This window comes from Pseudomonas sp. NFACC41-3, from assembly GCF_900109505.1.
Lineage (GTDB): Bacteria > Pseudomonadota > Gammaproteobacteria > Pseudomonadales > Pseudomonadaceae > Aquipseudomonas > Aquipseudomonas chlororaphis.
In genome coordinates, this window is sequence record NZ_FOAE01000005.1 from 513,061 (window position 1) to 534,855 (window position 21,795).

Annotated in this window: 15 protein-coding genes; 5 read left to right on the top strand and 10 right to left on the bottom strand. The window is 63.3% G+C overall.

What is annotated here, in order from left to right:
- Positions 1 to 454: 454 nt before the first annotated feature.
- The 5 genes from BMY68_RS29730 to BMY68_RS23900 form a co-directional block, all read right to left on the bottom strand.
- Positions 455 to 1,225 (bottom strand): hypothetical protein, encoded by a 771-nt coding sequence (locus tag BMY68_RS29730; protein ID WP_139214904.1) that lies wholly within the window; start codon positions 1,223 to 1,225, stop codon positions 455 to 457.
- Between the two features lie 84 nt (positions 1,226 to 1,309).
- A complete protein-coding gene (locus tag BMY68_RS23885; protein WP_085533999.1) occupies positions 1,310 to 1,924 on the bottom strand; it encodes a hypothetical protein in 615 nt (204 codons plus the stop codon).
- Between the two features lie 72 nt (positions 1,925 to 1,996).
- Entirely contained in the window at positions 1,997 to 3,424 is a 1,428-nt protein-coding gene (locus BMY68_RS23890) for an HlyD family type I secretion periplasmic adaptor subunit (RefSeq protein ID WP_085533998.1), read from the bottom strand.
- A 91-nt stretch (positions 3,425 to 3,515) separates the two neighbouring features.
- Positions 3,516 to 5,654 carry a type I secretion system permease/ATPase gene (locus BMY68_RS23895; RefSeq protein WP_085533996.1) on the bottom strand — a complete coding sequence of 713 codons (2,139 nt, stop codon included), beginning with the start codon at positions 5,652 to 5,654 and terminating at the stop codon, positions 3,516 to 3,518.
- 132 nt (positions 5,655 to 5,786) lie between these two features.
- Positions 5,787 to 7,199 carry a TolC family outer membrane protein gene (locus BMY68_RS23900; protein WP_085533994.1) on the bottom strand — a complete coding sequence of 471 codons (1,413 nt, stop codon included), beginning with the start codon at positions 7,197 to 7,199 and terminating at the stop codon, positions 5,787 to 5,789.
- Positions 7,200 to 7,556: 357 nt separating this feature from the next.
- Between BMY68_RS23900 and BMY68_RS23905 the strand changes: the two genes are divergently transcribed.
- The 3 genes from BMY68_RS23905 to BMY68_RS23915 are packed head-to-tail and all read left to right on the top strand — an operon-like array spanning position 7,557 to position 11,613.
- Positions 7,557 to 8,030, top strand: coding sequence for a (2Fe-2S)-binding protein (locus tag BMY68_RS23905; protein WP_009044707.1), 474 nt, complete (start codon positions 7,557 to 7,559; stop codon positions 8,028 to 8,030).
- The gene (locus BMY68_RS23910; RefSeq protein WP_085533992.1) at positions 8,027 to 10,321 is read left to right on the top strand and encodes a xanthine dehydrogenase family protein molybdopterin-binding subunit; all 2,295 of its coding nucleotides are present in this window, start codon (positions 8,027 to 8,029) and stop codon (positions 10,319 to 10,321) included. The genes BMY68_RS23905 and BMY68_RS23910 overlap by 4 nt, the downstream gene beginning before the upstream one ends.
- Positions 10,318 to 11,613, top strand: coding sequence for a cytochrome c (locus BMY68_RS23915; RefSeq protein WP_085533990.1), 1,296 nt, complete (start codon positions 10,318 to 10,320; stop codon positions 11,611 to 11,613). The genes BMY68_RS23910 and BMY68_RS23915 overlap by 4 nt, the downstream gene beginning before the upstream one ends.
- Positions 11,614 to 11,743: 130 nt before the next feature.
- Here the strand turns inward: BMY68_RS23915 and BMY68_RS23920 are convergent, their stop codons facing one another.
- The 5 genes from BMY68_RS23920 to BMY68_RS23940 all read right to left on the bottom strand — a co-directional run bounded on the left by BMY68_RS23920 (position 11,744) and on the right by BMY68_RS23940 (position 18,515).
- A complete protein-coding gene (locus tag BMY68_RS23920; RefSeq protein WP_085533988.1) occupies positions 11,744 to 12,016 on the bottom strand; it encodes a bacteriocin immunity protein in 273 nt (90 codons plus the stop codon).
- Positions 12,017 to 12,018: 2 nt separating this feature from the next.
- A complete protein-coding gene (locus tag BMY68_RS23925) occupies positions 12,019 to 13,302 on the bottom strand; it encodes an S-type pyocin domain-containing protein (protein ID WP_085533986.1) in 1,284 nt (427 codons plus the stop codon).
- A 218-nt stretch (positions 13,303 to 13,520) separates the two neighbouring features.
- Positions 13,521 to 15,017: a methyl-accepting chemotaxis protein gene (locus BMY68_RS30300; protein ID WP_085533984.1), complete on the bottom strand. Its 1,497-nt coding sequence runs from the start codon at positions 15,015 to 15,017 to the stop codon at positions 13,521 to 13,523.
- Positions 15,018 to 15,320: 303 nt separating this feature from the next.
- Complete coding sequence (locus BMY68_RS23935; protein WP_085533982.1) at positions 15,321 to 17,459, bottom strand: TonB-dependent siderophore receptor; 2,139 nt, start codon at positions 17,457 to 17,459, stop codon at positions 15,321 to 15,323.
- Positions 17,460 to 17,609: 150 nt separating this feature from the next.
- A complete protein-coding gene (locus BMY68_RS23940; RefSeq protein WP_007922821.1) occupies positions 17,610 to 18,515 on the bottom strand; it encodes a LysR family transcriptional regulator in 906 nt (301 codons plus the stop codon).
- A 121-nt stretch (positions 18,516 to 18,636) separates the two neighbouring features.
- Between BMY68_RS23940 and BMY68_RS23945 the strand changes: the two genes are divergently transcribed.
- Positions 18,637 to 19,497 (top strand): type 1 glutamine amidotransferase domain-containing protein, encoded by an 861-nt coding sequence (locus BMY68_RS23945; RefSeq protein ID WP_009044715.1) that lies wholly within the window; start codon positions 18,637 to 18,639, stop codon positions 19,495 to 19,497.
- A 111-nt stretch (positions 19,498 to 19,608) separates the two neighbouring features.
- Complete coding sequence (locus BMY68_RS23950; RefSeq protein ID WP_085533980.1) at positions 19,609 to 21,783, top strand: DNA/RNA non-specific endonuclease; 2,175 nt, start codon at positions 19,609 to 19,611, stop codon at positions 21,781 to 21,783.
- Positions 21,784 to 21,795 lie beyond the last annotated feature (12 nt).

The following is a 21,795-nucleotide window of genomic DNA, read 5'->3' on the forward strand; positions in this document are numbered from 1 at the left end:
AAAACATTACCCCAGTAAACTGCCCGGCTATTTCCACCCAAAACTTCAAATACAGAATTCAATGTCCAAGCGTCGACTGACAATCCATTATTATCAAAAACCTTACGATGAAACCCCCAAGCTTCTTCATAAGTTATATCTGCGGAAACAACTCCTTTGGCGTCCAGCTTGTCGCTCAATGTGCTGACGTATTCGCTAGCCATTTGCCTACGAATCCGATTCACATCGTCTTCGGACATAACATGACCTGCATCTGCCGCTGTTGTCTTCATGAAGTTGATTGCCACTTCCCCTGCTATAGAGTTCCCCTTTGCAACTCCATTAGCAAGCACAGCATACTTATACCCTCTGACAGCCAGGTAATCATACATTGCGCCGGGCCCCGCCGAACTCAACAGTGCTTTCGCATAATCCAAATCTACAACCGTTAATCCTTGCGGCACAAAGACTCTCCCTATTTCTCTACTTTAGACAGAACAAATTCTTCCGTTAAACTTACGATACGTTTCCACGCCTTTAGCTTTTCCGGTGTGAAGCCAACCTTCATGAGTGCATCAAGCTGACTAAAAACAAACTCTCCCCGACAATTATAAAAACCTTCCCCTGCCTGATCACCGAGGCATTCAAACACTGCTTGAACCTCTCCGCGCTCTTCACTCCAATAATAACCATTCAGAATTTCTGGAAAGCTCCTGTCTTTGCGCTTAACAAAATAGAGCCCTAACTCCTCAATATAAGTAGCACCTTCGACTTCCTCTCCTTTTGCAGTCCCCAGAAGGGCAGCAAGTCGTGACCTCAAATCAAAGCCTTTGTACTTAATAGGTGAAACTACAATTTCCAAGCCATCAAACCTCAGTCCCTCACTAAAGTACTTAGACTGGTTCGCGGGTTGAAAATCTGGCCAGGACACGACCATAGGCAAGGAAGTCATATTTGCATCACACGTTTTTTCACTATGAAAAGTATTTTTATCCCACGAACTCTCGCCTTCATACTCGGCCCAAAAAACAACATAGTTACGAGGCACTACTATTACCCGCCCTGAAAGGCGACCACATATAGACTGCGTCGACACCGGCTCCACACTTTCTAAAACCTTCGGAGAAAACATTACGATAAAAATGTAATAACAAAGCCCTACCAACAGGAAAATCGCAACAAAAAATCGAAGTAGTTGCCATACAAAAATGAACGCTTTAAACAACAACCCCTTTAAAAAACCCATCTCTTCCCTCTCTTCTTTTTTGCATGCCCCCAACCACTGCCGCTTTAAACTTCTTCTGGGGTCAGCCCTCTTTTATTTCACCATTTACTCAGCAACCAACTTATCAAGAACACTCAGGGCAAACTCATCCACTGCCCTTACATCCGTAAGTTCCTTTGGGTATTGGTAGAAAACCCATAATCCGCTGCCATACAGGCGGTTCGCCCGGACCGTCGCCACGTAGTCCGAGACATACACCGAGACACCGTCTTTCCCTGTGAACTTGCGCTCCTGGAAACCACCGACCTCATAACCCTCGATCCCGTCCGCCAGCGCCACGGGATGCTTGCCGCGCAGGTGCCTATCGGCATCGAAGCCTTCCATGGAGATACGTTGGATAAACAAGGCTATCGGGTAACGGCTGCCCTTGGCGTCGTCGCTGACCACCTCTGCCGTTGGATACTCGAGGGTGAATTCGATGCCGCTGCTGCCGTCATAACGCACCAGGCGACAGGCCTGCGGGCTCATGGAGAATCGAAAGGCAGGCACGTCGTGCTGGATGGATGAAAACTCACACCCGGTAAAAACACTGCCCTCCCCCGTTGAGTGAAGTTTCATATAGGGGCTGTCTTGCGTGGTTGGCAGCAAGGAGTACAGAAGCAGCACGACTGCCGCTGCCGCACCCAGCCAATACAGACTTCGACTTACGGATCTGGCCATACCGGTTATTCCCCACACACTGAAAAAATCATTGATGCCTGGCGATACGCCCGGAACTTCACTTCAACCGTCCTAGCGCTCGCGCAGACTCTCATCCACATGCTGTTGCAAGGGACTCAGGAAGTAGTCGATCACCCGGCGCTGGTCGGTCTTCACTTCCGCGGTGATCGACATGCCCGGCGACAGCGCCACGCGTTGGCCATTGACCATCAGGTGATCGGACTTCAGGCGAATGCGGCTGCTGTAGATCGGCCCGCGCTTCTCATCTTCGATGGCGTCGTTCGAGACATTCAGCACCTCGCCGTCGACGGTGCCGTACTTGGTGAAGGTGAAGGTTTCCACTTTTACCGTGACCGGCTGGCCGGCGCGGACGAAGCCCACGTCCTTGTTTTCCAGCATCGCTTCGACTTCGACCGGTTGGTCCGCGGGCACTATGACCATCAACGGCTGGGCCGGGGTGACCACGCCGCCGACGGTGTGGATCGCCAGTTGTTGCACGGTGCCGTCCACCGGGGCCTTGAGGCTGGTCAGGGTTTCCTGGTAACGGGCCTTGGCCAGTTCCTGGATCAGGCTCGCGGCTTTCTGATTGGCTTCCTGTTGCAGGTCGAGCATGGCCCGACGGTTCTGCGCCACCACGCCTTCGCGCCGGCGCCGCGCCTCGGCCTGGGCGGCGCTGGACTGCAAGACACTGGCCTGCTGCACGCTCAGCTGGCGCAGCAGGTCGAGGCGCGCCTGCTCCTTTTCCAGGTACTCATGGCGCGCCACGTACTGTTGCTCCAGCAGCCGCCGGTAGTCCTCGGCCAATTGCGTGGCGATCGGCACCGTTTGCCGCAGGCTGGCCACCTGGGCCTGGGCCGACTGGATTTCGGCGCTGCGCTGGAGGATTTCCGCGTCCACCAGTTCCAGGTTGCTGCGGTACTCCTGGTACTGCCCCTGCAACCAGCGCTGGGCGCTCTGCACCTGCTCCGGGTTGGCGTTGGCGCCGGCGTTGGCAAGCGGGCCGAGCAGCGACGCCGGCGGCTGTTGCTGGTTGATCGCATCGAGCATGGCCGCGCCACGGGCGCTGTCGACGCGGGCCGCCAGCAGCTCGCTCTGAATCCGCCTGACGTCGGCATCCGCCGCCGTCGGGTCGAGCTCCACCAGCAGTTCGCCGACTTTCACCGCCTGGCCGTCACTGACGTGGATCGCCCTGACCACCGCCGTTTCGCTGGACTGAATCAGCTTGGTCTTGCCATTGGGCACGATCTTGCCCGGCGCCACCGCCACCACTTCGATCTTGCCGATAAAGGCCCACAACAGGGCCAGCACGGCAAAACCGAGGATGCTCCAGATAAAGATCCGCGGCGCCGGGTGCACGGGGGTGTCCTGCAACTCCAGGGCGGCGGGCAAAAACTGCGCCTCATGGGGCAGGCGCTGCACGCTGTCCATGCTTTTGCGCTGGCGCCAGGCGTGCTGCCAGGCGTCGCGGTAGCGCTGCAATAACGAAGGAGTGGCGCTCATGGGCAATCGGTCCTTGAATCCGGATGGCATCCAGCCCCGCCCCTGCGGCGAGGGCGGCGGCCGAACAAATAACCTGTGAATCGGGCGCTGTTCAGCCCTGCTGCATACGGTGCAGGCGCGAATAGTGGCCAGCCTGGTGCGCCAGCAGTTCGGCATGGTTGCCCTGCTCGACGATCTGCCCGCGGTCGACCACCAGGATGCGATTGGCGTCGCGTACCGCCGACAACCGGTGAGCGATGATGATCACCGTGCGCCCGGCGCAGATGCTTTGCATGTTCTGCTGGATGATCCGTTCGGACTCATAGTCCAGCGCACTGGTGGCCTCGTCGAAAATCAGGATCCGCGGGTTGCCGATCAAGGCCCGGGCGATGGCGATGCGTTGCCGCTGGCCGCCGGACAGCGAGGTGCCATGTTCCCCGACCATGGTGTCGTAGCCTTCGGGCAACTCCAGGATGAATTCGTGGGCCCCGGCCATGCTGGCGGCATGCATCACCGTTTCCAGCGGCGCGCCCGGATCGCTCAGGGCGATGTTTTCGCGGATGCTGCGGTTGAACAGCATGTTGTCCTGCAACACCACGCCGATCTGCCGGCGCAGCGAGGACACGTCCGCCAGCGCCAGGTCCATGCCGTCCACCAGCACCCGCCCACGCTCGGGCACGTACAGGCGCTGGAGCAGGCGCGTCAGCGTGCTTTTGCCCGAACCGGAACGCCCCACCACGCCGATCACCTCGCCGGCGGCGATCTGCAGGTTGATCCCACGCAGGATCTCGGAACCGTCGGCGCGATAACGGAAATGCACCTGGTCGAATTCGATCTGCCCCCTGAGCGGCGGCAAGGCGCTGCGGGTGGCCTGGGAAAGCTCGGTGCGGGTATTGAGGATATCGCCCAGGCGCTGCACCGAAACACCGGTCTGCTGGAAGCTGGTCCACAACTGCGCCAGGCGCATGATCGGGCCGCTGACCCGGCCGGCCAGCATGTTGAAGGCGATCAGTTCGCCCACCGAAAGCTGTCCGTCGATCACCAGCCGCGCGCCCAGCCAGAGGGTCGCCACCGTGACCAGCTTGCCGATCAGCGACACGCTCTCGTTGGCGATGGTGGACAAGGTCTGGGTCTTGAACCCGGCCGCGACATAAGCGGCCATCTGGTTGTCCCACTTGCGAATCGCCTGGGGCTCGACGGCCATGGATTTCACCGTGTCGATGCCGTTCACCGTCTCCACCAGGAACGCCTGGTTCTCCGCGCCGCGGGTGAAGCTGTCCTGCAAGCGGGCGCGCAGCAACGGCGTGACAAACAGCGAGACCAGCACGTACAGCGGCAGCGACAACAGCACCACCAGGGTCAGCCAGCCGCTGTAGTAGAACATCACCAGAATGAACACCAGCGAGAACAGCACGTCCAGCAACAAGGTAATGGCGTTGCCGGTCAGGAAGCTGCGGATGTTCTCCAGCTCACGCACCCTGGCCACCGAATCGCCGACCCGGCGCGCCTGGAAATACGCCAGCGGCAGGTTGATCAGATGACGGAACAAGCGCGAGCCCAGCTCCACATCGATACGGCTGGCGGTATGGGCGAACACGTAGCTGCGCAAGCCGCTCAAGGCCGACTCGAACAGCATGATGCCGAGCAACCCGGCGGCGATGACATCCAGGGTGGTCAGCCCGTGGTGCACCAGCACCTTGTCCATCACCACCTGGAAAAACAACGGCGTCACCAGGGCAAACAGCTGCAGGGCAAAGGACACCAGCAGCACCTCGCCCAGCAACTTGCGGTATTTGACGATGGCGGGAATGAACCAGGTGAAATCGAACCGCGAGGTTTCCCCTGGCAACCCGGCTTCGGAACGCAGCAGCACCAGCTCGCCGGTCCAGCGCGCGGCCAGGGTTTCGAAGGAGATCACCTCAGGCCGATCCGCACGCGGGTCCTGGATCAGCGCCTGGCCCTGGTCCAGCTTGGCAATGATGAAAAACCTGCCGTCGCCATCGGCCGCGATCGCCGGCAATGGCGTGCGCTCCAGGCGCGCGATGGAGGTGCTGACCGACTTGGCCCTGAGCCCCAGCTTGCGGGCGGCGAGTAGCAGTTCGCGCTGGGTGAACGGCTGGTTCTCTGGAGCGAACTCGTGGGCCAGTTGCTCGGCGGACGCCGCCACCGAATGAAACCGGGCCATCATCACCAGACAGACCAGGCCAGTGTCTGGCGTGGGCGCCTCGGCGCCCCTTCCTTGTTCGCTCATAAGCTTCCATGCATGCCGCGTTGCGGCCGTAAAGTCCTAATATTTCAAGATGTTATATCAAACAAGAAACAATTAGTATCAATACGACATCATTGATTGAGATTTATTTCATTCATCTGTATGAGTTGCCCGTCAGAGCGCCTTGCGCTCCTGCGGTGGCAGGAAATCCCGATCGGCGTCGTAGTCCTTGGTCAGGTACATCGCCAGATCGCTCAGGTCCTTCGGGCTCAGGGTGCCCGCCGCCTGCTTGAGCTTGAGGGTGTCGATGATGTAGTCGTAGCGCGCGTTGTTGTACTCACGCACCGCGTTGTACAGCTGACGCTGGGCATTGAGCACATCCGCGGTGTTACGCGAGCCCAGGTCCCGCCCTACCTGGTTGGCCTTGACCGAGGCCTGGCCGGAACGAATCGTCTGCCGCCGGGCAATGACCTGCTCGATATCGGAATTCACCGCGCGGTAGAAATTGCGCGTGTTCTGCACCACTTCACGGCGACGGTCCTCGCGCTCGTCTTCACTCTGGGCCAGCCGCTCGGTCGCCTCGCGCACCTGCGAGCGGGTCATGCCGCCGGAGTACAACGGAATATTCAGCTCCAGGCCGATGCTGCTCTGCGTGACATTGCCCCGATAGCCATCGCGCCCGAAATCGGTGGGGTTGCTGTAGCCGAAGCTGTCGTTTTCACCTTTGCGCCAGGACGCCACCGCATCGACGGTCGGCGCATAACCGGCCTTGCGCTGGCGGTTGGTTTGTTCGGCGGCAATCACCGCGTAACTGCTGGCCTGCAACGCCAGGTTCTGGCGCACCGCGCGACTGACCCATTCGTTGGCATCGTTGGGCACCGGCAGCTCCACCGGCAGTTGATGCTGAATGCCCTCGATCGTCGAATAGTCCTGGCGGGTCAGGCGGGACAAGGCCTCGAAGGCATCGTCGACCTTGCGCTCGGCGAGTTTGCGATTGGCCCCGGCGTTGTCATGGGCGGCCTGGGCGTCGAGCACATCGGTGATGCTCGAGGCACCATTTTCCAGGCGGGCCTGGGCCTGTTGCTGCTGGCGCTTGAGCGCCGCTTCCTCGGCCTTGGAGGCGGCGAGCAGGTCCAGGGCACGCAAGGTTTCGAAATAGGCCTGGGCCGTGGTCAGCACCAGCCCCTGCTCCTTCGCACCCAATTCAAGCTCGGCCTGGGCGGTGCTGGCATGGGCGGCCTCCAGTTGAAACCAGCGATCGGCACGAAACAGCGGCTGGTTGAGATTGGCCTGGAATACCGTGGTGCTGCGCGTGCGGGTCAGGCCAGGCTCATCGCGCTCCAGACGCACCGATTCCACGGTGCTGCCGGCATTGAGTGTGGGGAGCAAACCGGCCCGGGCCTGGGGGACGCTTTCGCGCTGGGCCTGGTACTCGTGGCGCGCCGCGGACAGCTGGGCGTCATGCTCGACGGCCTGGCGGTAAACCTGCAGCAGCTCGGCGCGCTGGGCACCGGGATCGGCGAAAGCCGGCATCGTCGCCATTGCCAGGATGAGCAACGGCGAGAAAAAACGGGGGGAGTGAGTCATAACAATCCATGTCGCATTCGGGTAAAACGGTTCAGCCAGGCTGATCAGGGCGCGCATCCTACGCCGTGCCCCGGGCTGTCACAAGCAACAATTATGGCTACTAGCCATCATTTTCTCAGGAATCTGCTCAGATAAAACCGAATTACTCCCTGGCTTAGGCCTACAAAAAACCAGAATCGTCTTATTTATCGACCCACCATAAACCCCGCATGCTTCGCCCCCGCCAATCTGCACAGCACCTGAGCGCCACCTTGTTGTCCAGCCCCTGACAATAAGCCCGTTGCCGGCTCAAACCTGCCCTGACCGCTGTCGCGCATGTCGCGCGCCACGCCACTCACCCACAGGACCCAAGCTGCCATGACTTTTACCCTCAACGGCCGCCACCTTTTATTGGATCAGCTGCCGCCGAACACCCCATTGCTGTATGCCCTGCGCAACGACTTCGGCCTCAATGGCCCCAAGTACGGCTGCGGCCTGGGCCAATGCGGCGCCTGCACGGTGCTGGTGGACGGCATCGCCGCCCGCTCCTGCACCCTGCCGCTGTCCAGCGTGCAAGGCAAACACGTCACCACCCTGGAAGGCCTGGTGCAGGAAGAGCGCCCGCATCCGGTGCAACAGGCATTCATCGATGAGCAGGCCGCGCAATGCGGCTACTGCAGCAACGGCATGATCATGACCCTGGTGGCGCTGTTCGAGCGCGAACCCGAGGCCGACGAGCAACGAATCAAGAACGAGCTGGCCTACAACCTCTGCCGCTGCGGCGCGCACTTCGAGATCCTGCAAGCGGCGGCACGAGCCCGCCAGCTGCTGGCAGAGCGGGGTCGGCCATGAACGACCTGCCGTTGACCCGTCGCCGCCTGCTCCAGGCCGGCGGCCTGATCATGATCAGCACCCTGCTGCCCAAACCCTTGCTGGCCACAGCCGAGATTCTTAACTCGAGCGCATTGCCAGCGGACCCGACGCCGGACCACGTCGACAGCTTTATCGCCCTGGACGCCGACGGCCACGTCACCGCGTTCTGCGGTCATGTCGATCTCGGCACTGGGGTACGCACCGCGCTGGCACAGATCGTCGCCGACGAACTGGATGTCGACTTCGAGCAAGTGCGGATGATCCTCGGCGACACCGCCAGAACCCCAGACCAGGGCCCGACCATCGCCAGCGCGACCCTCCAGGTCAGCGCCCTGCCCCTGCGCCAGGCCGCCGCCCAGTTGCGCCAGTGGCTGCTGGAAGGCGCGGCGGAAATCCTCGACCAGCCGATTGCCGGGTTGCGGGTCGAGCGCGGACAGATCTACGTCAGCGCTCGCCCTACACGACGCCTGAGCTACGCCGAACTGGCCCGCGGGCAGGACCTGCACCTGCCCCTGGACCCTCGCGTCGAACTCAAGGCGGTTGGCGCCGGTCGTTATGTCGGCCAGTCCACCCCGCGCGTGGACATCCCGGCCAAGGTCACCGGCCAGCTGACCTATGTCCACGACCTGCGCCTGGACGGCATGCTCCACGGCCGCGTGGTACGCCCGCCCTACCCCGGCGCCGACGCCAGCGCGCCATTGGGCCACGCGCTGATCGCGGTGGACACGGCGTCCATCGCGCACTTGCCGGGCATCGTCAAACTGGTGGTGATCGGTGACTTTGTCGGCATCGTCACCGAGCGCGAGGAGCAGGCCATCGACGCCATGCGTCAGCTCAAGGTCCAGTGGAAACCCTGGGACGCGCTGCCCGACCTGCGGCCGGACATCCTGCGGGAAACGCTCCTGGCCCATCCCAAGCAGGACCGCGTGCTGCGTGACGATCCCGGTATCGACAGCAGCCTGGGCACGCTCAACAGTCCGCTCAATGTCGACTATGTCTGGCCCTATCACCTGCATGCCTCCATCGGCCCCTCCTGCGCGGTGGCGATGATCGACGCCGAGCGCGCCGAGGTCTGGACCGGCAGCCAGAACCCCCATGACCTGCGCAAGGACATCGCCCTGTTGCTGGGACGCGCGCCGCAACAGGTACAGATCAACCGCATGGAGGCCTCGGGTTGCTACGGACGCAACTGCGCCGACGACGTGGCCGCCGATGCCGCCCTGCTCTCCCAGGCGGTCGGGCGCCCGGTGCGGGTGCAACTGATGCGCGAACAGGAAGCCGGCTGGGAACCCAAGGGCACCGCGCAGCTGATGCAGGTCCGCGGTGGCCTCGACGGCAAACGCGAAGTGGCCGCCTACGAGTTGAAGACCTGCTACCCCTCGAACAACGCCCGCACCCTGGCGCTGTTGCTCACCGGCACCGTCGCCAACCGTCCCGACATCCAGCAGATGGGCGACCGCACGGCGATCCCGCAATACCGCTTCCCACAGATGCGCATCGTCTGCCAGGACGCCGCGCCGATCGTTCGCGCCTCGTGGATGCGCGGGGTCTCCGCGCTGCCCAATGTCTTCGCTCATGAATCCTGGATCGACGAGCTGGCCTACATCGCCCGGCAGGACCCGATCGCCTTCCGCCTGCGCTACCTGGACGACCCGCGCGCCCTGGCGCTGATCGAGGCGCTGAAAAAACAGGCCGACTGGCAGCACGGCAGCGCCCACCGCCACCCCGCGCCAGCCTCGCAGGAATGGGTCAAGGGCCGGGGTTTTGCCTATGCCCGGTATTTCCACAGCAAGTTCCCCGGCTTCGGCGCCGCCTGGGCCGCGTGGGTCTGCGACCTGAGCGTCAACCGGCGCACCGGGCAGATTCGCCTGGACAAGATCTTCGTCAGCCACGACTGCGGGCGTATGGTCAACCCGGCCGGCGTGCGTCACCAGGTGCACGGCAATATCGTCCAGTCGTGCAGCCGAGTGCTCAAGGAATACGTCAGCTTCGACCGCTCCGGCAGCACCTCCCTGGAATGGGGCGGCTATCCGATCCTGCGCTTCGACGAACTGCCCGAGGTGGATGTGCAACTGCTGGACCGCCCGGAAGAACCGTCCATGGGCGCCGGCGAATCGGCCTCGGTACCCAGCGCGGCGGCCATCGCCAACGCGATTTTCGACGCGGTCGGCGTGCGCCTGCGGCAAGTACCCTTTACCCCGGAGCGGGTGTTGCAAGCCTTGCAGCGAGCCCCCGGCACTGACCGCCCTGGCCAGGAGGCTCGCCCATGAGCAAATTCAAGAGCATCGCCGGCTGGAGCCTGATCACCCTGAGCCTGGCCGCCACCGCGGGCGCCTTTCTCAGCTGGCAGCCGGCCATCGCGCCGCTGGACAATCACGACACCCAGTACTTCAGCCATGAGCAAGTCGCCAGGGGCGAGCAACTGGCGGCCGTGGGCGATTGCGCGGTCTGCCATACCGCGCCGGGCGGGGCACGCAACGCGGGCGGCCTGGCCATGCGCATCCCGTTCGGCACCCTGTACAGCACCAATATCACCCCCGATCCCGAGACAGGGATCGGCAGCTGGTCCTATCCGGCCTTCGAGCGCGCCATGCGCCACGGCATCGACCGCCGCGGGCGTTACCTGTACCCGGCGTTCCCCTACACCGCCTTCACCAAGACCCGCGACGAAGACCTCAAGGCGCTCTACGCCTACCTGATGAGCCAGCCGCCGGTCCGCCACCAGCCACCGCAGACCGACCTGCATTTCCCCTTCAATATTCGCCCGGGCATCCTCGCCTGGAACTGGCTCTACCTCAGACCCGGCGCCATGGCCGATGATCCCGGGCGCAGCGCCCAGTGGAACCGTGGCGCCTACCTGAGCGAGGGCCTGGGGCATTGCAGCGCCTGCCACTCGCCCCGCGACCCGCTGTTTGGCGAACGCGGCGGCCAGCGCCACCTGAGCGGCGGCGTTGCCGAAGACTGGAGCGCCCATGCCCTGGTCGGCGGCAATGCCCCGCTGGCCTGGACCGAACAGGACCTGCTGGACTTCCTGCGCCACGGCTACAGCCCGCGCCATGGCGTCGCCGCCGGCCCGATGGCGCCGGTGATCCACGAAGGCCTGGCGCAACTGCCGGAAGCCGACCTGCGGGCCATCGCCCATTACCTGTCCAGCCTGCAGCCGGCCAGCACCCCGCAAGCCAGCGCCGCCACCCTGAACCACCAGGCCGAGCAACGCACCGAGCCCCTAGGCTCCCCCGGTGCCCGGCTGTTCTCGGGGGCCTGCATGGCCTGCCACGCCCAGGAAAAAGGCCCGACCCTGACCGGCGTGCGCCCTTCCCTGGCCCTCAACAGCAACCTCTACGCCGACAGCCCCGACAACGCGATCCGCGTGATCCTCGAAGGCATCGCCCAACCGGCCAACCCGGCACTGGGCTACATGCCCGCCTTCCGCCACAGCCTCGACGACCAGCAGATCGCCGACCTGCTGCGCTTCCTGCGCCAGGATCTGGCGGGCCAGGCGCCCTGGAAAGACGTGAAACAACGCGTCAGCCAGATACGCGCCAGCCTGCCTCCGGGCTGACCCGCTCCCGGCCATGAAAAAGCCCCGCATAAGCGGGGCTTTTGGGTTTCCAATGGGACCTGATAGAGATATCTGCTCTCGAAATGCGGGTCTGTTTGTCGTTTCTGTTTGGCGCTCAACAAGGTGGGGGTTACGCCTTGAAGCCCGGTAAACCATTCGCGGCCCGCCACGCTTTTACGATTTGCGTAACACCTTCGGGCGAGTTATCTGCACCCTCTTCGGGGTAGTAGATGAGGTCGGAGCCTGCCGGGTGCTGGCTGACTTTCTTGAAGTGCAACAAAAGCACGTCCGCACGAGCGTCTGTTTCATCTTCCTCGTCTGCTCTACGAAGCTCCTCCAAAAGCCTGATGAACTCGGACTCTGTGTAATCAGAGAACGTGTTTCTCATGAGATCGTCTGTCATTGCTAACCTTTTTCACTTCTATGAAGATCAATGTGATTTCGTGGTGTGTTGACTCTTAAGTTATCAATGTCATACACGCCACCACCCTCGGACACTCTTTCGAGGTGGTGTAACTCATACGACATTCTCCCACCAATGCTGTCTATCTCCCTTGCACGAGGAGCTCTGCCGCTACGCACACGACTAATGTTTTGTTTGACGAACTGCTCAACAATTGCCGTCTCTGCAATCGCTTTCCAAAAAGCGGCTCTGAATGCATTAAAGCTCTTAAAATCACGCCCTCTCAAGGCATCGCCAACCTCTTTCGGAATCGGCACCCCTACCCCCGAATTCGCACCGATCAACCAAACACCCTGTATGTCCTCACCCTCACCGGAAGCGGTTCCGGAAGTCTTCCGGACATTCATCACAATATAGAGCGGCTGTACCCCTGAACCTGGCGGGAACACCAGGATGAAGTCCTGGTACTCCGGCGGATAGAGCGGACTGACGATGATAGTATCCGCCTGCTCGGTGGGGGGATAAATCCAGATAGGGGGCGCTTGCGGTGCAGCCTCTAACGGTGGGATACCCGAGGTGCTGGAAGGATCGACCGCCGGTGTCCAGATCAGGGTGACGCCATCGCCGAGGTCGGCCACCTGCTGCTGGTCCCGGATCTGAAACCGAACCACGGGGATCATTTCCCAATCGCGGCGTTTCTCGGTGTTGTAGCCATAGCCCTTGAGCGTACCGTCGGCTTGCTCTTCGATATGCAGTCGAACCCGGGTCCGGCCTGCACTGAGCGATTTGAGCTGTTCCTCGGTATACAGGGCGCTGTCGCCCAGGCTCGACGGTGCGAGCATGGCAATAACACCGAGCAGGCTTCCCGCGACCACGCCAGAAGTAACAGCACCGCCTCCAACAGCAGAGCGGCAAAGACCACCGCACGATACTCCAGCAGACGCCAGTGCATTTGCACCGAGCATGAAGCTGCCTGATGCCGCCGGGATGTTCCCGCTGATCTTCCTCAGACTGAGGTTTCCCGCCGCATCGGTTTCACGCCCACCCAACAACGCAAACTCGCCGTACTCCTTGACGGCCTCAGTAGGGATGAAGGAGCTGGCGTAGTTGATAACCCCGTCAGCCAGCTTGCAGGGTTTGGTAAAGGAGCATCCTGCTGTCGGCGATTGGGTTTCTGCTTTCGCCGGCAGATCCTTGTACTCCGCCCAGCGCTGGGCCCCCAGATCGACCGGTTCGATCCCCTTGTTGCGATAGCCCTTCGGGCTATTGGCGACGTAGCCACTCATCCATGTTGCTCCCCATTCCCCCAGAAAACCTCACACCGGCTATGCCTGGTGCGAGGCCTCCTAACTTGGCGAATCGGGTGGCTCCTGGAAACTTGGAGAACTCTGAGATTGACGTTGACCGGTCTGAATGACCTGTAGTCCGGATTCCAGTCAGGGCCTGCGAACCAGCAGCAGTGATGGCGCCCGCTGCCTATCGGCAAACAGGCGTCCCTCCCCCGTTACTTGTGAAACGTCTGCCCCAACGCCTCCAGGCGAATCGCGATCGGTGGCAGGCGCTGGCTGCTCAGGGCCAGGCTGCCCATGTCGTCGGCGGTGTTCTGGGCGATGGCCTGGACCGAGTGCAGGCGGCCGACGATGTCGAGGCTGGCGCTGGATTGTTCGCGGGTGGTGCTGACGATGCGGCCGTTGAGTTGGTCGATATGCGAAATATCGGCGCCGACGGCCTGGAACATCGCGGAGGCCTGGCGGCTGTCTTCGACGCAGCGCTGGGCGCCTTCGTGGCTGTCGTGCATGGCTTCGGCGGCCTCGCGGCTGCCCTGTTGCAGGGCTTCGATGATGGTCTTGATTTCCTGGGTGGACAGCGCGGTGCGCTGGGCCAGGTTGCGCACCTCATCGGCGACCACGGCAAAACCACGGCCCTGCTCGCCTGCGCGGGCGGCCTCGATGGCGGCGTTGAGGGCCAGCAGGTTGGTCTGGGCGGCGATGCTGCCGATCACCTCCAGCACGTTACCGATCTGCTGCGCCTGCCCCGCCAGGCGTTGCACGGTTTCGTTGGTGCCGTTGATGCGTGACGCCAACTGGGTGATTTCCGCCTGGGCGCGATCGACGCTTTGCTGGCCGCGGCTGATTTGCGCGCTGGCCTGCCCCGCACGCTCGACCGCCTGCTCGACATGCACGGCGATGTCGCCCATGGCATCGCCCATGCGCTGCATGGAGCCGGTCATCTGGGTGATTTCCGTCAACTGGTGCTGGGCGCCCTGCTCCAGGGTCTGGCTGGTTTTCGCCAGGTCCTGGCCCAGTTCGCGCAGGCCATGGGTGTCGCGCACCACGCCATCCACCAGGGCGGTGATCTGCTGCATGAAGTGGTCGAAACGCTGGGCCAGCGACACATGCGCCTTGGCGCTTTCGCCCTGATGAACCTCGACGGTCAGCTGTGAGGTGGCGGCGAGCATCTTGTCCAGCATGTCCTGGCTCTCCACCGCGTCGGCATGGCTGTGCACCGCCAGGTACAGCAGGATCACCGTCTCCACCACCACATAGAAGGCGTGCACCGCCACCATGCCGAAACCGCCGTGATGGGCCATGACGTAGACAGGAAAGCCCTGGTGCTGCAGCACATGGAACAGCACGTGATGCAGGGCGATGGTCACCGCCGCCAGCAGGATCGGCAGCCAGTCGCGATAGAAGGTCAGCACCGCCAGCAGCACGAAAATGCCGAAGTGCGCTTCGATCAAACCCTTGGCCTGGTTGATGTGCAGCGCCGCCATGAACATGAAGCCGATGGCGATGCAGCAGCGCATCAGGCGCGTGCCGCTGATGACGCGGTACAGCAGGCTCAGCACCAGAGTGGTGCCACCGCCCACCAGCAGCGCCTGGGTGAAGGTGTCGTGCCAGAACGCCAGGCCCAGCGCATAGGCGAACATCAGCCAGATCAGGCCCATCATGATGCGGTCGGCTTTGCGGTAATGCTCGAGAAAACGTGGGGGGAAAGCCATGCACTCTTACTCCATGTACGGGGCGGGAAGAAAAACGGCAGAGGGCAAAACAGGATGACCGCCTTCGGCGAGCGGTTCAGTCAGCAACGATAGTGGCAAATAGCCCAATTCGCCTTCAACTATCGACCGGGCCAGGGCTTTCTTGACGCCGGGCCGCGGGGAGTCGGGCCGCGGGAGGGCAAAGTCGGGAGATTGGCGGGAATGCCATGAAGAGTGAAATGTGCGGGGGAATAAGAGGCAGCGGCAAAACGGGGCCCGCCGACGCGCCACCCCGCAGGGCGACGCGCAGCGGTCCGGGGGTGGTCAGAAGGTCACACTGGCGCTCAGACGTGCGGTGCGTGGCTCGCCGACGTTGACCTGCAGCTGGCTGCCGGTGGACGACGGGTAGTACTGCTTGTCGAACAGGTTGTCGACATTGAACTGCAAACTGGTCTTGTAGCCGAACAGCGGCGACTCCCAGCGCACGAAGGCATCGGCCACGGTGTAGCTGCTGAGCCAGAAATCGTTGGCGTTGTTGGCCGCGCGCTCGCCGACATAACGGGCGCCGCCGCCCGCGTGCCAGGCGCCGAATTCTGCGGGCACGTTGAGGTGATGACTGAGGTACAGGCTGGCGGTGTGCTTGGGGGCGTTGGCCAGGCGGTGACCTTCATTGCTCGGGTCGTCGAGGATTTCCGTGTGGTTATAGGCGTAGGTGCCGATCAGGTCCCAACGCTCGGCGATGCGCCCGGTGACGTCCAGCTCCACGCCCTGGGAGCCGACCTTGCCGGCGGCTTCGGAAAGGCTCACGCCATTGACCGTGGTGGTGGTCACCACGTTCTTCTTCTCGATGTCGTACAGCGCCAGGTTGATGTTCAGGCCCGGCAGCGGATCGTACTTGGCGCCCACCTCGTAGCTGCGGCCCTCTTCCGGATCGAAGGTGTTGCCGGCGTCATCGACGTCGGTGTTGGGCTTGAACGAACGGCTGTAGTTGCCGTACAGCGACAGGCTGTCGGTGGCCTTGAACACCAGGCCGAGGAACGGCACGAAGGTATCGCCGTTGCTGTCGCGGTTGACCTTGTAGCTCTTGCCCAGGCCCTGGTCGCTGTACTGGTCGTAATGCTGCTGGCGGCCACCGAATACCAGGATCCACCGGTCGTCCAGGTGCCAGTTGTCCTTGAAGTACAGCGAGCTCGAGGTCAGCTGGTTGCGCAGGTTGCTCTGGGTGGCGCTGACCAGGCTCGGCTCGGCCAGGTTGCCGTAGACCGGCGCGGTGACGTTGAAGCCAGTCTGGAACTTGTTGCGGTAAGTCTTGCCGCGGTACTGGTCGGAGTGCTCGCTGTCGACCCCCACCAGCAGGTCGTGGCGCTGGCCGAACAGCTCCTGCTGGCCGATGAAATCCCAGCTGGCGTAGCGGGTTTCGTCGTCGTAGTGTGCGCCATTTGCAGCGCGTGACAGGAGACTGCCAGTGAAACCGCCAATCGGGAGCTGGGGCTGGGCGATCGACAGGCTGTAGCGGTCGTTGTTCCAGCCGTAGGTGACGCGGGTTTTCCAGGCGTCGCTCAGCTGGTACTCGAAGCGCGCGCTGGCCACTTCGCGGATGCCCACGCTTTTCGCCCAGCGTTCATCCAGGCGCTTGTCGTAGTCGATGTCCGCCGGATGCCCGTTGGTGAACACGGTGCCGCGGTCGAAGGGGCTGGAGTAGTCGTTGTATTCGTAGTTCAGGGTCAGGCTGGCGCGCTCGCCGGTCCAGGTCAGCGACGGCGCCACCAGGGTGTGCTCGTTGACTCCGTAATTGCGCCAGTAGTCCTCATGGCCACGCTCGGCGATCAGGCGGTAGGCCAGGCCGGTATCGCCCAGCGGCCCGGTGGTGTCCAGGGCCATGCTGCCGCCGCCCTCGCTGTAGGCCGAGCCGCTGAGGGTGGTGCTCTGGGAATACTGCGGCTGCTTGCTGATGATGTTCACCAGACCGCCGGGTTCCAGGGCGCCGTAGAGCATCGACGCCGGGCCCTTGAGCACTTCGACCCGCTCGGTGGTGGCGCTGAAGTTCTGCCCCAGGTTGGAACGCACGCCATCGCGCAGGATCGAGCCGTCGTCGTTGGTGCCGAAACCGCGCTTGACCAGCGAGTCCCGGGAACCGCCCAGGGTGTTGCCCTGGCTGACGCCGCTGACGAACTTCATGGCGTCGCTCAGCGAGTGCACCTGATAGTCGGCCAGGGTCTGCTGGGTCACCACGTTGATCGACTGCGCCTCTTCCTTGATCGGCACATTGCTTTTGCTCGCGGTGCTGGCTTGCGAGGTGGTGTAGCCGGTGTCCTGGCTGAGCCGATCGGCCTGGATATCGGTGGCCGGCAGTTCGACCGCCTCCTGTGCCCACAGCGGGCTGGCGACCAGACAGCAGGACAGTGTCGGCCACAGGCGTTTGATCAGGGTTTTACGGCGGGCACGCGGACAGGATGACTTCAAGGTGTGCACTCAAGGAAGGGAAGGACATGAATAGCAATGATTATCATTGTAATCAGCGCCCGATTCTCAGTAAATCCCCTTCCCCACGGCAGTTGGCGCTTTTTTAATCCTTCTCCCGAGCAATGGCGGGACTGATGGCCAGTCGACCTGTCACTGCGCCACGGCCTGGGTCAGGTGATCGATCAGGGCCCGCGCCGCCGCCGACAGCTGGCGGTGCGGCGGGTAGATCACCGAGAAAGGCCGCGAACGGCCGCCCGCCTGCGGCAGCAGTTCCACCAGGCGGCCGCTGGCGATCCGCTCGCGGACGATGAACTCGTAGGTCTGGCAAATGCCCATGCCGTGTTCGGCCAGGGACACGATGCCCAGCACATCGTCGGCCACCTGGATATTCGCCTGGGGCGTCCACTCCAGGTCCCGCCCCTGCTCACGCAGCAGCCAGGCACCGACCCGGCCGCTGCTGGGCATGATGAACGGCAGGCAGGCATGGGCCGCCAGGTCCTCCAGGCGCCGTGGCGTGCCGGCGCGGCGCAGGTAGTCGGGAGACGCCACCAGGCACAGCGGCGCGTCCTCCAGCTTGCGCCCGACCAGGCCGCTGTCGGGCAGTGGCCCGAGGCGGATCGCCAGGTCGTAACCTTCGGCCACCAAGTCGACATTGCGGTTGCTGATGCTCAGCTCGATGCGCACCTGCGGGTAGTGCCGGGCAAAGCCGCCGAGCAGCGCCGGCAACCGGTAATGGCCATAGGTGGTCGGCACACTCAGGCGCACCCGCCCGTTCAGCTCGCCGTCCTGGCCCTGGATGCTGCGCTCCGCGCCGTCGATCAACTCGAACGCCGCGCGCGATTGCTCCAGGTACAACAGGCCGGCTTCGGTCAGGCTCAGGCGTCTGGTGGTACGCCGTAGCAACTGCACGCCCAGGCGCGCCTCCAGCCGGGAAATCGCCCGGCTGACCACTGAAGGCGTGGTGCCCAAGGCCACCGCGCCGGCGCTCAACGAGCCCTTTTCCACCACGCTGACGAACACCTCGACGTCAGCCAGATAATCGAATCGACGGCTCACCTTTATCTCCAGGGAACAAGTGATTTCCAGTGGCGCGAGTTTATCGCCCACAGAGGCATGAATACAGTGAATCACCCGTCGGCCACCGCCGGCTCCCTGACCTCACACTTTGGAAACCAACATGCGCCCACTCAGCACCCTCGCTCTTGCCATGAGCATCACCGCCGCCACCTTCAACGCCCAGGCCGGAAACGTCCTGGTGGTGCTCTCGGACTCCGACCACCTCGACCTCAAGGACGGCAAGGTGTTTGCCACCGGCTTCTACCTCAACGAACTGATGCAGCCGGTCAAACAGCTGCTCGAGGCCGGCCACTCGGTGACCTTCGCCACCCCGCAGGGCAAGGCGCCGACCCTGGACCGCTCCTCCACCGACAAGATGTATTTCAACAACGATGTCGCCGCACTGCAGGCGCACCAGGCGCTGCTCGACCAGTTGAAAATCACCTCCCCCGGCGAATCGCCGGTGATCAGCCTGGCCCGGGTCGAGCAGATCGGCTACGAGCATTTCGATGCGCTGTACGTGCCCGGCGGCCACGCACCGATGCAGGACCTGCTGCACAGCCCTGAGCTGGGCCGGCTGCTGAGCAATTTCCACCAGAACAACAAGACCACCGCCCTGGTCTGCCACGGCCCGATCGCCCTGCTGTCGACCCTGCCCCAGGCGCAGGACTTCACCCGCCAACTGGCCAGCGGCGGCAAGGCCAGCGCCCCAGGCTGGATCTACGCCGGCTACCAATTCACGGTGATCAGCAACCAGGAAGAGGAATTGGCCAAGGGCCTGCTGGGCGGCGGCGCCATGCGCTTCTACCCGCAAACCGCCCTGGAACAGGCCGGCGGCCTGTACCGCAGCAACCGCTCGCCATGGAGCGAGAACGTGGTGATCGACCGCGAGCTGGTGACCGGGCAGAACCCGGGCTCGGCCCAGGGCGTGGCCAAGGTATTGCTGGAGCGCTTGCAGGAGCGCGCCGGCAAAGGCGCATAAAGGCCGGTGGATCCGACGAGCTGGCATGCCGCCAGCCGTCTGCCAGCGCGCTGGTTGTCTACGCTCAAATGGCTAGCCCGAAAGGAATCCCGTACTCGCCAGGAGGTGCCCATGAGCAAGACGCCAGATGCCGTTGCCACTGCCCGCCGAAGCAACATGGCCAAAGCCCTGCAACGCTGGAACCAGCAGGCCGGGGCACGCAGCGAATCGCAGTCGCGCATCCGCGAACTGGGCCCGGGCGCCGGCGATTCACCGCAGCAATTGGCCAAGTGGATCGCCCGCGAGAACGCCCGCGCCCTGTTGACCCGGGCCGGGCTGGAACGGCGGATCGGCACCTGGGACCCGACCTTCTACGCCCCCAGCGAAACCGCCCGCCAGGCGGCAAGGCCGGTGGCGCGGCTGGTCAATGCGCCACGCCCGGGCACGGTGGTCGAAGGTTTCGCCACCGGTTTCCTGGTCTCGCCCAGCCTGTTGCTGACCAACCAGCATGTGTTCCCCCGGTATGTGGATGCCGTGGACTGCGCCGCCAACTTTCTCTACGAAAGGCAGGAGCGCGGCATCAACGAAGGCACCTACTTCAACCTGCAGCCGGATCAGTTCTACTTCGCCGACGAGGCGCTGGACTTCTGCCTGGTGGCCATCTCCACGCAGGGCTCACGCGGCGAGGCGCTGTCGGACTACGGCTGCATCCGCCTGATCGAAGCCACCGGCAAGACCCTGCGTGGCCGGCCGATGAACATCATCCAGCACCCCGATGGCGGCCCGCGCCAGTACGCCACCACCCACAACCGGTTGCTGGACATTCTCGACCAGGGTTTTTTGCACTACGAAACCGACACCGCCGAAGGCGCTTCCGGCTCCCCGGTGTTCAGCGACAACTGGGAGCTGATCGCCCTGCATCACTGCGGCATCCCCAGGACCGACGAAGCCGGCAACATCCTCAAGACCGACCGCAGCCTCTGGAACGCCGAAGGGGACGAGGAAAGCACGGTGGACTGGGTGGCCAACGAGGGCACCCGGGTCAGCAGCATCGTCGGCGCGCTCAAGGCCCTGCAACTGAGTGGCAGGCCGGCCGAGCTGCTGGCCCAGCTCATGGAGCAGACCGCCGACCCGCTGGCCACGCTCAGCGTCAACGAAGCGCTACCTGTTACGCCGCCCCGCCCAGGCCTGCCCGAGAGGTCGCAGAACATCTTTCATATCTCCGGCCCCACCACCATCAACATCCTCAGTCACGCCGCGGACAGCCCAACGAGCGTCGCGCCCATCCTCGGCGCGGCACCTGCCGAGCCGGTGCCGGCCGAACCGGCTCCGACGGTCGAGGCCCTGGAAAAGACTCTGACCTTCGACCTCGACTACGAGGCCCGTCCCGGCTACGACCCGGACTTTCTCGGGGTGCCGGTGCCGCCGCCCTTCGTCGAAGGCGACCTGTTGGCCCAGCTCTACCGCGTCGGCGACTACCGCGAACATGCAGCCGTGGCGCGCAATGTGCCGGCCATGAGGCTCTCCCACCTGGACGACGACGCCCCGCTGGAACTGCCCTATCACCGCTATTCGCTGGTGATGAACAAGCAGTACCGCATGCCGATGTGGACGGCCTCCAATGCCGACTACCGACCCGAGGTCCGCGGCGATGCGCGGGGCCGCCGCGGCTTCGGCGGCGAAAGCTGGCGCCTCGACCGCCGGGTGCCAAGCCGCTACCAGCTGACCAACAGCGACATCTACGCGCCGGCCGGCAACTTCGATCGCGGCCATATCGTGCGCCGCGAAGACAGCTGCTGGGGCCAGCCAGGGGTCGACACCGAGTACGCCAACGCCGACACCTACCACTGGACCAACTGCACGCCGCAGCACGAGCTGTTCAACCAGGAGTCGCCCGACGGCGCCCTGTACCGCAATCGCAAAGGCATCTGGGGTTACTTCGAGGGCGAGCTGGCCGAACAGATCGAAGCCGGGGGCGGCCAGGCCATCATCTTCGCCGGCCCGGTGCTGGGGGATTCCTGCGTCGAACAGGACTTCGGCAAGGGCCCGGTGCATTACCCGACCCGTTTCTGGAAAATCGTCATCGTGCCCAAGGACGAATCGCGCACCCCGGAACTGTTGGCCTATGGCTTCCTGTTCGATCAGAGCGAGGTGATCAAGACGTTCGGCCTTAACGTCCAGGAGGCCGCCCTGGACCTGGCCAAGGCCTTCCACAAACAGCAGGCGACGCTGGCGGACATCTGCCAGATGGCGGGCATTTCCCTGGCCCCCTCGATCATGGCCGCCGACCAGCACAAGCCGGGCTGAGCGTGCGGCTCA